This is a genomic window from Melghirimyces thermohalophilus, from assembly GCF_900102685.1.
Taxonomy (GTDB): domain Bacteria; phylum Bacillota; class Bacilli; order Thermoactinomycetales; family DSM-45169; genus Melghirimyces; species Melghirimyces thermohalophilus.
In genome coordinates, this window is sequence record NZ_FMZA01000020.1 from 49151 (window position 1) to 64067 (window position 14917).

Here is a 14917-nt window from a genome sequence, read left to right on the forward strand (position 1 = left end):
GCCGCATTGGCAACGGTGCGGATACCTTTTGGGAAAACCTACTGGACCTAAGCCGCAGGATTTATCCGGTCCGTTTCCACTTCCACTCGCCATGATTTCGGGTCAGTTTTGGCCGTTGGCAGACCGGCGGTGACTTACCGCCCGGTCAAGCCGGAACGGAATGCCGGCCGCCCATGCGGCCGGCATTCCGTTTTTTGGGCCGTAGAGGAGTCCTGATTGGGAGATGCGAAAAATATTACGACAGTCCTTTCGCTGGGCGGTTATCATCAGTATGGTGACAGCCATCCTGTCCATGATTTTCAATAGTGTATCCGCCTCTTTTTTAGGCGGTTTATCATGGCAGGGCGGCTTGCTGGTGGTTTTGATGATCATCCTGGTCGGTGTCTTCTTTGATATGTTGGGGATCGCCGCCACCGCCGCACGAGAGCCGCCCTTTCATGCGATGGCTTCCCGGAAGGTTCCCGGCGCGCAACATGCGATCGGGATCCTGCGGAAGGCGGACCAATTTGCCAACTTCTGTAACGACGTGATCGGTGATATCAGCGGGATTATCAGCGGTGCTGCCGGGTTTGCGGTGGTGGGAACGTTGGTGCTCACCTTGGATCTCTCCGGGAGTCGCTGGTGGCTGGAAACCTTGGCAGTAGGTGCGATTTCCGCCTTAACTGTCGGTGGTAAAGCACTAGGGAAGACCTTTTCCATACAATATTCAAATGAAATTATCTTTAGACTGGGCCAAGTCTTTTATATACTGGAAGAAAGGTTTCATATCCGCTTGTTTTCTGTAAAAACTAGGAAAAAACGAAAGCGAAAGCGAGGCGTTTTCCGTGCACCTCGAACAGATTAATTCGCCTGAACAATTAAAAAGAGTCCCCGTCAGCCAATTACCCCGTCTGGCGGAGGAGATCCGTCAGTTTTTGATTGACAGTCTGTCCATAACAGGGGGGCACTTGGGGTCCAACCTGGGTGTAGTGGAATTAACCCTTGCTTTGCACTATCTCTTTGACAGTCCTAAGGATCGGTTCATCTGGGATGTAGGGCACCAAGCCTACGTGCATAAAATTCTGACGGGTCGCCTCAAACAATTTGACACCCTGCGGCAGTACAAAGGAATGTGCGGTTTTCCCAAGATGCGTGAAAGCGAACACGATGTCTGGGAAACCGGGCATAGCAGTACGTCCCTGTCAGCGGCGATGGGAATGGCGGTAGCCCGTGACATCAAAGGGGAAAGCCATCGCATCGTTCCGATCATTGGAGATGGAGCCCTCACCGGGGGTATGGCTCTGGAAGCGCTCAACCATATCGGGAATGAGCAGCGGAATATTTTGTGTATCCTGAATGACAACGAGATGTCCATCTCTCCCAATGTGGGCGCGATCCACAATTATCTGGGCAAACTTCGAACCCACAAACACTATCACAAGATCAAGGAGGAGATGGAATATTTTCTGAAAAAGATCCCGACAGTGGGCGGCGCCTTCGCTTCTGCAGCGGAACGAGTCAAAGATAGCATGAAATACTTAGTGGTTTCCGGTGTGTTGTTTGAAAAGCTGGGGTTAACCTATCTGGGTCCGGTGAACGGACATTCCATGGACGAGCTGTTGGAATGTCTGCGCCAAGCGGATCAGACGGAAGGGCCGGTCCTTGTTCACGTGGTCACTCAGAAAGGGAAAGGCTATCTGCCGGCAGAAACCCACAAAGAAAAACTGCACGGGGTAACCAAAGGGTATAAACTGGAGTCCAACAAAGGGGTGAAAAAATCTAATACCCCGGTGAAATACCCCAAGGTGTTCGGAGACACCTTGATCCGGCTCGCAGAACAGGATCAGCGAGTGATAGGTGTTACCCCGGCCATGTTAGGGGGATCGGGTATGAATGAGTTTGCTGCTCGATTCCCTGATCGATGCTTCGATGTGGGCATCGCCGAGCAACATGCCACCACCTTTGCAGCAGGGGTCGCTACCCAAGGGATGAAACCGGTGCTCGCTATCTATTCCACCTTTCTGCAACGGGGCTATGACCAACTGATTCATGATATCGCCCGTCAGAAGTTGGATGTGGTGTTGGCGGTGGATCGAGCCGGATTCGTCGGCGCTGACGGAGAAACCCACCAAGGGGTATACGATATCGCCTACATGCGGTGTATACCCAATATGGTCGTTATGATGCCCAAAGACGAAAACGAATTTCAACACATGCTTTACACAGCGTATCGCTATGAGGGGCCGATTGCCGTCCGCTTTCCCCGGGGAACCGGCTTAGGAGTAGAGATGGATGAAGAGCTGAAGGAGCTGCCCATCGGCAAGTCGGAAGTGCTTCGCGAGGGTGGGGATGTGGCGCTGCTCGCATTTGGCACGATGGTGCCCTTCGCTTTGGAGGCGGCTGATCGCCTGGCCCGCGAAGGGATACGGTGTAAGGTGGTCAACGCCCGTTTTGCCAAACCGCTGGATTCGGAGCTGCTGGACGAATTGGCCCGGGAGCAGCTTCCGATCATCACCATCGAAGAAGCATCCGCCATCGGCGGCTTTGGCAGCGGCGTCCTGGAATACTTTTCCGAACAAGAAATTTACGACATGCAGGTAAAGACCATCGGCGTTCCGGATTATTTTGTTGAACACGGGGATGTCAAAGATCAGCGCGGCGAAGTGGGGTTGACGGTAGAACGCATCGCCCATACCGCTCATAACATGGTTCCCCGTCGCCGTCAACGGGCATAAGGTGATCTCTGGTGAAACAACGTTTGGATACCCTCCTTGTGGATAAAGGATTTTATAACAGTCGGCAACAGGCGCAACGAGCGATCATGGCCGGCCTGGTGAAGGTGAATGGCGACCGAGCGGACAAGCCGGGAACGCAAGTGCGTCAGGATGCCGATGTGGAAGTGATGGGAAAAGAACATCCCTATGTCAGCCGGGGAGGGCTGAAGCTGGAAAAGGCACTGAAGGTATTCGGGATTGAGATGGAAAACCGCGTGATGCTGGATATAGGGGCGTCAACAGGAGGCTTTACCGATTGCGCACTGCAAAATGGGGCGTCAAAGGTTTATGCCGTAGATGTGGGGTATGGTCAGCTGGATTGGAAGCTGCGCTCCGATGACCGGGTTGTGGTAATGGAACGGACCAATTTCCGTTACATGAAGCCAGAGGAGCTTCCGGGGGAATCACCGGACGTGGCCACAGTGGACGTCTCCTTCATCTCCCTCTCCCGGATCTTGCCTACTCTAAAAGAGATGCTTGAAGATCCGGCGGAAGTGGTGGCTCTAGTCAAGCCGCAGTTTGAAGCTGGACGGGATCAGGTGGGACGGAAAGGGATTGTACGCGATCCCCGCATCCACCGAGAGGTGTTGTTCCGTTTTTGTGAGATGGCCATCAATGAAGGATTTTCCATCAAGGGGCTTTCCCCATCGCCGATTACGGGAAGCGGCGGTAATATCGAATTTCTGAGCTGGCTGGGTTGGACCGCTACGGGGCCGACATATTTGGAAAATGTAGAACACATGGTCGATGGCGCCGTGAACCAGGCTCATCGACCGGAGACGGAAGGTTCGGGGTAACAGGAATTCTTGTGGCCGGATCCGAAGTAGTAGAAAAAGGAGGGATAACCCTTGTTGCGCGACGGGGATGTGATCGTCCTTTTTCTGCTGATTGTTGTGATCCTGTCACTGATGGCTCGAAAATGGAAAAAAAGTGAACCTCGTCCGATGGTGCGCCAGTCCGACCGGCCCATTCGCGGTGACATCCCGGATCTGCTGGAAAGAGACGGGTATGAGGTGGTTGCGGCTAAACAGCGTCTTCCCTTGCGCATCCAGGTGGGAGATAAGGGATATGACAGTCGGCTATATGCGGACTTTATCGCCCGAAAAAATGGGAAATACTATGTGGTGATTTTGGCGAAAGCAAAAAAGTCACTCCGTCTATCGGGTGCCGCTGTCCGTGATCGGTTTTTGGGTCATGTATTCGCTTTTCAGGCTGCCGGTGTTTTGTACATCGATCCGGATCAGGAAACGGTGAAAACGATACAGTTTGAAGTGTCGGGCATTCGATATCCGAGACGCCGCCATCTGTTATCACATCTCGTCATGTTGATTGTAGGCATGCTGATCGCTATCGCTGCAGGATGACCCAACCCGGGGGTAGATGGAGGTGGAGTCGATTGTCAAGCTTTGGGATACTGGTTAACAAGGGAAAACCGAAGGCTCGCGTCGTGATGAAAGAGTTGGTCCATCTGCTGGAGGAGCGACGCTCCGAAGTCAGGCTGGAGCCGGAAATCGCACGGGAAGTGGACCGGGATGACCTCGCCCTGCCGGTGGATCGTTTTCCTGAAGCGGTGGATATTGTATTCGTATTGGGCGGAGACGGTACCTTACTCGGAGTGGCGCGCCGCTTTGCTGCTTACCATATTCCGATTTTGGGTTTTAACCTGGGACACCTCGGTTTTCTTTCCGAGGCCGAACCGGACAGTTTGGCCACGGCGGTGGACCGGATTTTACAAGGGGATTACTACATAGAAAAACGGATGATGCTGAACGCGGAAGTGGTGCGGGGCGGCGAAGTGTTGGAGAAGAGTGTCGCCCTCAACGATGTGGGCATTGCCAAAGGGTCGTTCAGCCGCATGATCACAGGAACCGTCTATATGGACGGCATATATCTGGGCACCTATTCCGGTGATGGACTGATTGTCTCCTCACCCACCGGATCGACAGCCTACTCCCTCTCCTGTGGAGGACCGATCGTTTGGCCTGGTGTACAAAGTATCCTGCTGACACCGATCTGTCCCCATACCTTGACTGCACGGCCGATGGTGTTGCCATCTGAGTGCACCCTGGAAATCCGCGTCAGTGCCACCCACCAGGATATCGGGCTCACCATAGACGGACAGTTGGGTTACCGGCTGGAGGTGGATGATGTGATCCGCGTGGCAGCATCCAAACACATTACCTCTCTGATCAAATGGGAAGAGCGGGATTTCTTCGAGGTGGTGCGCAAAAAGCTGCAAGGTGAACAGGATGAAGGAAGCGGGTTGGAGGGCAAAAAATGAAAGCGCAACGGCACATCAAAATACGGGAGATCATTACCAATCAGGATGTGGAAACCCAGGAGGATCTTGTCAACGAGCTGAGGAATGCTGGATACAATGTGACCCAGGCGACCGTCTCCAGGGATATCAAGGAATTGCATTTAGTCAAAGTTCCCACCAACAAAGGGACATATAAATATTCGTTGCCAGCGGACAACCGTTTCAATCCCCATCAGAAATTAAAACGGTTGTTAACCGATGCCTTTGTGGGTATTGAGCTAAGTGAAAATCTGATCGTGATTAAGACCATGCCCGGGAATGCTCATGCAATCGGTGTATTGATCGATAACCTGGGATGGTCCGACGTGATCGGTTCCATCGCAGGGGATGATACGATTCTGTTGATCTGTCGGGACCGGGAAAGTGGGCCCCAGGTGAAAAACCGCTTGATCGACATGCTGTAGGAGTGGATGACCGATGCTGCGGGAGATGTCCATCCGTAACTTTGCGATCATCGAACAGGTGCAATTAACTTTTGACGAAGGATTTCACGTGCTGACCGGTGAAACGGGGGCAGGGAAGTCGATCCTTTTCGATGCCCTCAGTTTGATTGTCGGCGGGCGCGGCTCTGCCGATTTTGTACGGCAAAACGCCAAAAAAGCGACCGTGGAAGCATTGTTTGAGCTTCCTTCTCACCATCCTGCCGTAAAGGTTTTGGATGAATGGGGACTGGCGTCGGAGGAAGAACACTTGATCATCCGCCGAGAAATCACTGCCAGCGGAAAGAGCTCCTGCCGGATCAATGGTCAGATGGTGACGCTGGCGATGTTAAAACAAGTAGGTCATCATCTGTTGGATATCCATGGACAGCACGAACACCAGCGGTTGTTGCACGTGGAGGAACACCTCGGTTGGTTGGATGCCATCGGCGGCGATGAGCTCCAACGTTCTTTGGAACATTATCAACAAGCCTTTCGGAAATATCGGAATGTCCAACGAAAATTGGAACAGATCGAAACCGATGAACGGGCAGCGGCTCAGCGATTGGACTTATTATTGTTTCAGCGGGATGAAATCGCCGCGGCCCGGCTGATCCCCGGAGAAGATGAGCAGCTGCAACAGGAGCATACCCGACTGGCCCACGCGGAGAACCTGTTGCAAAACGCTTCCCGCGCTTTTGATGTCCTTTATGGCGAAGAGCGTGGGGCGGAAATGTTAAATCAGGCCATTCGCGATCTGGAGGATATTGTTGATTTTGATCCTTCGATGAAGCCGACGTTGGAATTGGTTCAATCCGCTTATTATCAGGTTGAGGAAGCGGCCCGGCAGCTGGGCCGGTACCGGGACGATCTCGAGTTTGATCCGACCCGCCTGTCAGTGGTGGAGGAACGGCTTCAGACCATTGACGAACTGAAGCGTAAATACGGGGAAACCTTGACCGAGGTCCTGGAGCATCAGGAACAGGTGGAAAAGGAACTGGAACAGCTGGAGAACCGGGATGAGCAAAAGGCAGAATTGGAACAGGAACGGGATCGCCTTTATGAGACCGTCAGGGAACGGGCAGAGGAGTTGAGTCGACTCCGTCAGGCTGCCGCTGCCACCTTGGAAGAGCGGGTGGAAACGGAGTTGATGGACCTTAACATGAAAGGGACTCGCTTTTCCGTTGCGATCCAAGAACGGAACGAACCCCGGTTTACCCTCGACGGATCCGATCAAGTGGAGTTTTTGATCTCGCCGAACCCGGGTCAACCGCTTCGTCCCTTGGCCAAAATCGCCTCAGGAGGGGAGCTTTCCCGGATCATGTTGGCTATTCAGAGCATTTTTGCCGATATGGATGGGGCGGCGGATACACTGATTTTTGATGAAGTAGATACGGGCGTCAGCGGACGGGCGGCCCAAGCGATCGCGGAAAAGATTGCGCGGCTCGCCCGCCGCTGTCAGGTTTTGTGTGTCACACACCTTCCCCAGGTGGCTTGTATGGCGGATCACCATTTCCATATCTTTAAGGAGACGATGGATGAGGAATCCACCCGCACTCGGGTCAAACTGTTAACCGATGAAGGGCGGACCCTGGAATTAGCGCGGATGTTGGGCGGCGTCGAAGTGACCGACACCACCCGCAATCACGCCACAGAAATGCTGCGCCTGGCACAGGAAACCAAACGAGCGATGTAACCAATGAACCACCCCCGACGTTTTCGTCGGGGATTTTTGCTGGCTGCCGGTAAACAAGGAATCATTTGCGTAACATAATTGGATTCCGGCGCGGAATACTTAACAATACGATGGCAACATCGAGGTGGAGGTGTAGGCAGGAAGCAGGAGAGTGAATCGTGTGGGGCACAACAAAAGAGCGAAGAAATGGACAGGCTTGTTGTTGGTCTTCGTACTGATTTTAGGCGGGTTGAGCACCCCATTCAGCCAGTATATGGCCCTTCCTTCGGAGATGCGCCTTTTTTCCGGAACCCTGAAAGAGCTAAACTTGTCACTTCCAACCACAGCGACGGTGACTGTAGCCAATCCCAGTGTGTTAGCGGTTAACGGGGTAAACCACAGCCCGGTACACGTGGATTTAAGTCGTCCATTTACCTTGTTATCAAGGCAAATGGGACATACCCAGCTAACCTTAAACCTTTTCGGCAAACTACCCTTGAAAAAAATGAAGGTAAACGTTTTGCCGGATCTTAAGGTGGTTCCCGGAGGGCAATCCATCGGTGTTCAGTTGAAAGCAAAAGGTGTTCTGGTCGTCGGACATCACCGAGTGGGCCAAGACCGGCTCTCTCCCGGAGCACGGGCCGATATCCGGGTGGGGGACTACATCCTGTCCATGGATGGAGAAAGCGTTCGAGGGGTGCAGGATGTGGCTCGTATCGTCAAAAAGGCCGGCGATGAAAATCGGCCGGTAAAAACGGTGATTCAACGAGATGAGCAAAAAAAACAGGTGATGTTAAATCCGGTCAAGGACAGCGGGAGCGACGTGTACCGAATCGGTTTATATGTTCGGGATTCCGCTGCCGGTGTGGGGACGCTCACCTTTTATGACCCGAACAAGAAGCGATACGGGGCCCTCGGTCATGTGATTACAGATATTGATACCGGTCAGCCGATTCGCCCCGGTGGAGGAAACGTGGTTCAATCCAACGTCACCTCCATTCAAAAAGGTCAGTCGGGAGACCCCGGAGAAAAACGTGCCATCTTTTTCCGGGAAAATCAGGTGGTCGGTTCCATTCTTCACAACACCCAATTTGGCATTTTCGGCAAGATGAAACAATCTCCTGATTCCAGTCATGATCAGCAAGCGATCCCAGTTGGACTGTCGGAAGAAGTAAAAGAGGGACCGGCGCAGATCCTCACTGTGGTAGAAGGTCAAAAGGTGGAACGGTACGATATTGAAATCGTCCATCTCATTCATCAAAAGTTTCCTGCGACAAAGGGAATGATCATCAAGGTAACGGATCCCCGCTTGCTCAATAAAACAGGTGGAATCGTACAGGGGATGAGCGGAAGCCCCATCATCCAGGATGGGAAGTTGGTGGGCGCAGTCACTCACGTATTTGTCAATGATCCGACATCTGGATACGGCACCTATATCGAATGGATGTTGAAGGATGCCGGCGTACTCAACACAGCGGGTTTACAAAAACCCGCTGTGTTTTGTTCATTTGCCGAAAAAGTGGTGAAGAGGGAGGAATGACTCGTCGATTTGTCGAAGGATAGAGTACCAAAAAAGGCGAATATAAGGAGAGGGAGGGGCCGATTTTGGAGAAGATGCGTGTGATTCTGGCTGATGATAATCGGGAATTTGCAGACTTGCTAAAAGAACACCTCGATTCTCAGGAAGATATCGAGGTGATCGGTGTCGCCTACAATGGAAATGAAGTGGTCGATCTATTGGAGGAGAAGGATGCCGATGTCCTGATTCTGGATATCATTATGCCCCACTTGGATGGTTTAGGTGTGCTGGAAAAGCTGAACAAACGTCCTGGACCCACTCCCAGGATCATTATGTTGACGGCCTTTGGGCAGGAGAATATCACCCAACGGGCCGTTGAACTGGGGGCTGCTTATTATATCTTGAAACCATTCGACATGGACGTGCTTACCGATCGCATTCGGCAAATGCAAGGACGTCCGGTTGCATCCGGCAGGGGTCAAGCAGGAGGTTCGGATCCGAGCCGTACCGACAATCTTGATGCCAACATTACCCATGTGATTCATGAGATCGGCGTTCCCGCTCATATCAAGGGGTATTTGTACCTCAGGGAAGCGATCACCATGGTGTACAACGAGGTGGAATTGCTCGGGGCTATCACGAAAACCTTGTACCCCCGGATTGCGGAGAAGTATAACACCACTCCCAGCCGAGTGGAGCGGGCGATCCGACATGCTATCGAAGTGGCTTGGAGTCGTGGTAACATGGAGTCGATCCGCAAATTGTTCGGTTATACCATCAACGTGAGCAAAGCTAAACCGACCAATTCCGAGTTTATTGCCATGGTGGCGGATAAACTGCGTATTGAACATAAAGTGGGCTGAACAGTCCACCTGCACCCATCTTTCTTAAAAGAGGGTGTTATTTTTTTGTTCCCTTTTTCGGCGCATTGGTGTGGGTATGATGTGGGGGAAAGACTCCCATACTAAAAGCAGTCAATCAGGGAACAAGGAGTCGTGGGCATGTTCTACAGACCGTTGTCTTCTCGAAAACGCATCTTTCACGGTAAGGCGGTTGTGGACGGAAAAACCAAACGTTTGATCCATCGCATCCGTCCCGGCGAGATTGCGGTCATCGATCATGTCGATCTGGATGGCGTGGCCGCCGAAGCGTTGATCAAAAAGAAGGTGCATGCGGTGGTGAATGCTGCCGCCTCCATCAGCGGTAAATATCCAGCCCGAGGAGCAGAACTGCTGCTTCAAGCGGGCATCCCTCTTCTCGATGCAGTGGGACCAACGGTCATGGAATTGGTGGAAGAGAAGGATTGGCTTTATCTCCACTCCAATCGGCTCTACCGCCGACGGAAGGGAGAAGCATGGATCCAGGTGGCGACGGGATATCGGATGACATGGGAGTATTGGGAGGAGCGGATGGCGGAGGCGACCCACAATCTACACTCCACCTTATCTTCCTTTGTTGATAACACCCTCCAATACGCGCAGCGGGAGCGGGTATTCGTCAATCGTCCGTTGCCGGTTCCCGCCCTGTTCACCCCATTTCGAAACAGGGATGTATTGATTGCGGTCCGAGGGGGAGGACATGAACAGGATTTAAAAACCCTTCGTTCTTTCATCAAAGAGAAAGAACCGATCTTAATCGGGGTGGATGGTGGTGCGGATACCTTGCTCCAGGAAGGCTTTTCGCCCCATATCATCTTGGGGGATATGGATTCAGTCACCGATCAAGCCTTGGCATCGGGTGCCGAATTGGTTGTACACGCCTATCCCGATGGAACGGCACCGGGGTTACACCGGGTGGAACAGCTCGGATTGGCGGCCCATCTGATTCCTTTTCCAGGAACAAGTGAAGATGTAGCGATGCTGTTGGCTTACCAGGAAGGTGCTCGACGAATCATTATGCTAGGGTCCCACTCCAATGTAGTCGATTTTATGGAAAAAGGGCGTAAGGGGATGGCGAGTACGATGTTGGCTAGAATGAAAGTAGGGGAGAAATTGGTCGATGCCAAAGGAGTGACCCATTTGTACCGCAACAGCGACTCACCGAGGGTCCGGGATGTTTTGTTGTTGGGCTCCGCTGCTCTAACCCCGGTCATCGCCTTTGCCATCGTCAACCCCCATTTTGATCACATCGTCCGCATTCTGTGGCTGAATGTAAAAACTATTTTCTCCTGGGCGTGATCATACATGACTTCCACCCGCATGCTAATCACATCCATCAGCGCCGTGTTCATCTCTTTGGGAATTGGGATCATTCTTGGAGGGACAGGGGGGCAAACCTGGGTCCAACAGCAGGAACAGGAATGGCTCCATCAGTTGGAGACGCGGTTTGAGCAAGCGGCAAAGGAGAAGGGGCAGCTGAAAAGAGTGCTCCAACAACAGGAAAACCGCCTGCAGGGACTGAAGAAACAGAATCAATCCTTGCTGAAAGAGGCGGTTCGTGAACGGTTGCGAGGGCGTCATATCCTGCTTGTGGGTGGCGATGATCGATTGGCCCACAAGTTGGGACGGGCGATTCGTTTGGCAGGAGGAACCGTCAGTCGGCCGGCTTCCTATCCAATGCTGCCCGACCGATATGATGCCATTGTTTTTCTGGTGGATCCTGATTCCAACCACAGAAGGATGATTCGCGATGTGCGATTAACTTTTTCTGGACCGCTGATTTTGCAGGGTACCGAATCCTCCCGGGCGGTTTTTGGATCTTCCGAAGAACGTTCTTATTCTTTTCCGGGCTCTTTTACCGGGGATCCCCTGCAAACCTGCGAACTCATTCAATTGATTCAGAATGCAACTCACCGTGGAAATGAGGCTTCGTCATGAGAAAACAATCTGTGGTCAGCGCCGTGGTTCCTGCGTACAACGAAGAAAAGCGCATCGAGCGAACCTTAAAAGCGCTGCGGCGTGTGAAGGAATTGGATGAGATTATTGTGGTGGATGATGGAAGCACAGACGCAACCGCTCAAGTGGCTCGTCGGAATGCCGACAGTGTGGTCCAGCTTCCCCGGAATATCGGGAAAGGGGGGGCCCTCAGCCAGGGGATGAGCTACGCCGCCGGCAACATCATCTTGTTTGTCGATGCCGATTTGATGGAGCATGCCAAGTTGTGCGGGGCCTTGCTGAGTCCGGTGCTGAAGCAGGAAGCGGATATGACCATTGCCCGATTTCCTGCGGCACGGAAAAAGGGAGGGTTCGGGTTGGTGAAAGGACTGGCCCGAAACGGAGTCCGATGGTTGACCGGTTATCATCTGGAGGCGGTGTTATCCGGCCAACGGGCGGTGACCAGGGAGCTGATAAAGGAGGCGGGAGATCTATCCTCCGGCTTCGGGGTGGAAGTGGGTATGACGGTGCGGGCCTTGCGCTGTGGATATCAGGTGAAAGAGATCCCCTTGCCCATGAGTCACCGGGAGACGGGGAGGAATTGGCAGGGCTTTACTCATCGGGGCAAACAGTTTCTTTCCATCCTGAAAACCTTGTTCCGCCTGTGGAGGCAGCCGGCGTGAGCGCAGGACTTAGCCTCTGTTTCCTGCTCCTGTCGTTTTTGGCGGGAAGACGGACGCTGAAAACGGGTAAGGATTTCCTGCTTCAAGTGGGAGTGACGGGGCTGAACTATCGGGAAGAACGAATTCCCACCGCTTATGGAGGATTTCTCGCCTCGCTTCTGCTCTTTCTCTCCGTAATCGCCCTGGGCCTGGCCCAGTGGATCCCCCTCTTCTCCTTTTCCCTGTTTGCCGCGGTTTTGTTGGCCTCGATCACTGTCTCCTTTCTTGGCTGGTTGGATGATACTCTGGGTAATCATCGGGACAAGGGATTCTCCGGACATTTCCGAACCTGGATCAAAGAAGGGCGGTTGACGACGGGATTGCTGAAAGCGGCGGGCGGCGGTGCGGTGGCGGCGATTTCGGCAACGGTGACTTCCGGCGGCAGCGGAAAAGTGTGGCTGCTCCACACCTTGCTGATCGGGTTGATGACCAATTGGTTGAACCTGTTGGATCTTCGTCCGGGACGGGCCCTCAAGTTTTATCTGGTTGTCGGCAGTCTGTTATTTCTGGTCAGCCTGGGGCGGGGAGAACTCTTTTTATTTATTCCCTTGCTCGGATTGGGGGCGGCGATCCTGAAAGAGGATCTGTCATCCCAATTGATGTTGGGTGACAGCGGTTCCAACCTTCTCGGCGTCCAACTGGGTATGTGGTTGGCCTTGGTATCCCCGACCTGGTTGGTCATGGTGTGGATCGCTTTCTTGGCGATGGGACATTGGGTCGGGGAAACGATCTCACTGACCCGGCTGATCGACGGAAATCGTTTTCTCTCTTATCTGGACCGGCTGGGGAGAGAATGAAAAAAACCACGGAACTCCCGTGGTTGGCCGTTCAATTGACGATTTGAAGCTCCTTGGGAAACCGGGTCAAACGTTCATGCCCTTCTGCAGTGATCACCACATCATCCTCAATTCGAATTCCGCCCTTGCCGGGGATATAGACGCCAGGCTCCACGGTAAAGGCTAAACCCGCCGTAAACAGCTCCCGATTCTCCTCGTGGATAGAAGGGGATTCGTGAGCTTCGATCCCCAGTCCGTGACCCAGCCGGTGAGGGAAATAAGGACCATATCCAGCCTCTTTGATGATGGTTCGCGCCACCCGGTCGATCTCGCCGATCGGTGCCCCCGGACGGCATGCGTTAAGAGCAGCGGTTTGTGCCTTTAATACCGTTTCGTAAATTTGTCGAGTTTCTTCCTCGATAGAATGGAAGGCGACGGTGCGAGTGATATCGGAGCAGTATCCCTCCCATACCACGCCTAGATCAAAGAGGACTAAATCCCCTTTTTTAAGGCGCCGGGTTCCCGGGGTGCCGTGGGGGTCGCCTGTTTTCTCTCCGAATAGCACCATGGTGGAAAAAGACATGGCCCGAACCCCTTTACGTTTCATCTCGTATTCGATATGGGCCACGACATCCAACTCTGTACATCCCTCCTTAAGCGCTGCGATCCCCGCTTTGACGCCTTCATCGGCTAAGTGGGCCGCCTTCTTCATCGTCTCGATTTCCCGATCATCTTTGACAGAGCGAAGACGTCCCAACTCCTCGTTTACCGAGATCAAACGGCTGTTCGGGGAGAGGGAGCGCAAGGCTTCGGCTCGCATATATGAGAGTTGCTCCACTTCCACAGCCGCCTTCGTAAAGGTTTCCATGCCACGTTCCTTCAGACAAGCGGCGATTTTCTGCCAAGGATCTTCTGCATCCTCATATGTAATGATCGTATCCGACCATCCCGACAATCTTAGGCGATTTTCTTCCAGGCGGGGACAAACGATGAAGGGAGACTGTCCAGGCAGGATAAACAGAGCCAACAAGCGTTCATGGGGCTCGCATTCAAACCCTGTCAAATAAAGCAGATTGGATGGGTCCTGGATCAGAGCGAGATCCGCTTCGGAATTTTTTAACCATAAGGTCAATCGTTGAAGTCGTAAATTCACTTCAGGGGATGCCTCCTTCAAAATGCAGGTTTATCAACAATGTATCACGCCTTTGAGGGAAGGGAAACAGAGGTTTTCACGTCTATTGCATAAAAACAAGCCCCTTGGAACAGGATGAGACGGGAAGGAGGAAGATGGGATGAATGTGATGAGAGCGATGCAGATTGTTGACTCTCCAGAAGAGATTGAAGTTAGACACAACAATGTCCCTGTTTGGATCCAGCATGTAAATGAAGCGGAGGAGACAGCCCGTGTCTATACCCGCGCCCAACCCGATGACGAACAATCGGTTCCGGTAGAGGAGCTGCAAGAAATCGGCCCGCAAAAGAGATAAATGCCTGTTTGAGTGCATATGGTTTGTAGCGGGCGGGGCATGTGCCCAGCGTATACACTTAGAAAAACGGTTTCCCATCAGAGGGAAACCGTTTTTCTTCAGAGTGTGGAGAAAGCCCTTCACTGCTTTCTCCACACTCTTTTTTTATGGACAAAACCAGCTCATCGACGTATCAAAACCTGGATCAAAAAGGCCTCCCAACCACCTAGCCGGCTTTGGTTAGGTGGTTGGCAATCTTCTTGATGTTTTGCGCTGCGGCCGTCATCAGCGCTTGCTCTTGGACCTTTTCCCTTCCCCTCAACCGGCAGTAGCGAAGCCCGTGCAGCTCTTTCGCGTCTGCAAAGCTTCGCTCGATCGTCTCTTTCCGTTTTTTGTACAGGTATTTTCCCGTAGAGGAAAGGCGATGGGCTCGCACTTTTTCCTTATGTTTTTC

The 14917-nt window shown here is 52.8% G+C and carries 16 protein-coding genes; 14 read left to right on the top strand and 2 right to left on the bottom strand.

Annotation, left to right across the window (positions count from 1 at the left end; translation table 11 throughout):
* The first annotated feature begins 223 nt into the window (after positions 1-223).
* The 13 genes from BLP91_RS13830 to BLP91_RS13890 all read left to right on the top strand — a co-directional run bounded on the left by BLP91_RS13830 (position 224) and on the right by BLP91_RS13890 (position 13018).
* Positions 224-844, top strand: a complete 621-nt coding sequence (locus BLP91_RS13830) for a hypothetical protein (RefSeq protein ID WP_091572299.1) — start codon at positions 224-226, stop codon at positions 842-844.
* Positions 825-2714, top strand: a complete 1890-nt coding sequence (gene dxs / locus BLP91_RS13835) for a 1-deoxy-D-xylulose-5-phosphate synthase (protein ID WP_091572301.1) — start codon at positions 825-827, stop codon at positions 2712-2714. Before BLP91_RS13830 ends, dxs begins: the two co-directional genes overlap by 20 nt.
* An 8-nt stretch (positions 2715-2722) precedes the next feature.
* Positions 2723-3550 (top strand): TlyA family RNA methyltransferase, encoded by an 828-nt coding sequence (locus BLP91_RS13840; protein WP_091572303.1) that lies wholly within the window; start codon positions 2723-2725, stop codon positions 3548-3550.
* Positions 3551-3601: 51 nt separating this feature from the next.
* Complete coding sequence (locus tag BLP91_RS13845) at positions 3602-4117, top strand: hypothetical protein (protein WP_091572307.1); 516 nt, start codon at positions 3602-3604, stop codon at positions 4115-4117.
* A 32-nt stretch (positions 4118-4149) separates the two neighbouring features.
* Positions 4150-5034, top strand: a complete 885-nt coding sequence (locus BLP91_RS13850; RefSeq protein WP_091572310.1) for an NAD(+)/NADH kinase — start codon at positions 4150-4152, stop codon at positions 5032-5034.
* The gene (ahrC, locus tag BLP91_RS13855; RefSeq protein WP_091572312.1) at positions 5031-5477 is read left to right on the top strand and encodes a transcriptional regulator AhrC/ArgR; all 447 of its coding nucleotides are present in this window, start codon (positions 5031-5033) and stop codon (positions 5475-5477) included. Before BLP91_RS13850 ends, ahrC begins: the two co-directional genes overlap by 4 nt.
* A 13-nt stretch (positions 5478-5490) precedes the next feature.
* The gene (recN, locus tag BLP91_RS13860; RefSeq protein ID WP_091572315.1) at positions 5491-7188 is read left to right on the top strand and encodes a DNA repair protein RecN; all 1698 of its coding nucleotides are present in this window, start codon (positions 5491-5493) and stop codon (positions 7186-7188) included.
* 151 nt (positions 7189-7339) lie between these two features.
* On the top strand, positions 7340-8707 hold the full coding sequence (gene spoIVB / locus BLP91_RS13865) for a SpoIVB peptidase (RefSeq protein WP_091572318.1): 1368 nt from the start codon (positions 7340-7342) through the stop codon (positions 8705-8707).
* Positions 8708-8781: 74 nt separating this feature from the next.
* Entirely contained in the window at positions 8782-9549 is a 768-nt protein-coding gene (gene spo0A, locus BLP91_RS13870; RefSeq protein WP_425412231.1) for a sporulation transcription factor Spo0A, read from the top strand.
* A 138-nt stretch (positions 9550-9687) separates the two neighbouring features.
* Positions 9688-10863: a putative cytokinetic ring protein SteA gene (gene steA, locus BLP91_RS13875; RefSeq protein WP_091572323.1), complete on the top strand. Its 1176-nt coding sequence runs from the start codon at positions 9688-9690 to the stop codon at positions 10861-10863.
* 6 nt (positions 10864-10869) lie between these two features.
* Positions 10870-11502, top strand: a complete 633-nt coding sequence (locus BLP91_RS13880; RefSeq protein WP_091572326.1) for a copper transporter — start codon at positions 10870-10872, stop codon at positions 11500-11502.
* Complete coding sequence (locus tag BLP91_RS13885) at positions 11499-12182, top strand: glycosyltransferase family 2 protein (protein ID WP_091572329.1); 684 nt, start codon at positions 11499-11501, stop codon at positions 12180-12182. Before BLP91_RS13880 ends, BLP91_RS13885 begins: the two co-directional genes overlap by 4 nt.
* Complete coding sequence (locus BLP91_RS13890) at positions 12179-13018, top strand: hypothetical protein (protein ID WP_091572332.1); 840 nt, start codon at positions 12179-12181, stop codon at positions 13016-13018. The genes BLP91_RS13885 and BLP91_RS13890 overlap by 4 nt, the downstream gene beginning before the upstream one ends.
* 31 nt (positions 13019-13049) lie before the next feature.
* Here the strand turns inward: BLP91_RS13890 and BLP91_RS13895 are convergent, their stop codons facing one another.
* Positions 13050-14150, bottom strand: coding sequence for a M24 family metallopeptidase (locus tag BLP91_RS13895; RefSeq protein WP_091572335.1), 1101 nt, complete (start codon positions 14148-14150; stop codon positions 13050-13052).
* Between the two features lie 139 nt (positions 14151-14289).
* Between BLP91_RS13895 and BLP91_RS13900 the strand changes: the two genes are divergently transcribed.
* Complete coding sequence (locus BLP91_RS13900; RefSeq protein WP_091572337.1) at positions 14290-14484, top strand: H-type small acid-soluble spore protein; 195 nt, start codon at positions 14290-14292, stop codon at positions 14482-14484.
* A gap of 205 nt (positions 14485-14689) precedes the next feature.
* On the opposite strand, the gene BLP91_RS13905 is transcribed toward BLP91_RS13900, so the two are convergent.
* Positions 14690-14917 (bottom strand): transposase (locus tag BLP91_RS13905; protein ID WP_143003451.1); only part of this gene is annotated, 228 nt, incomplete at its 5' end.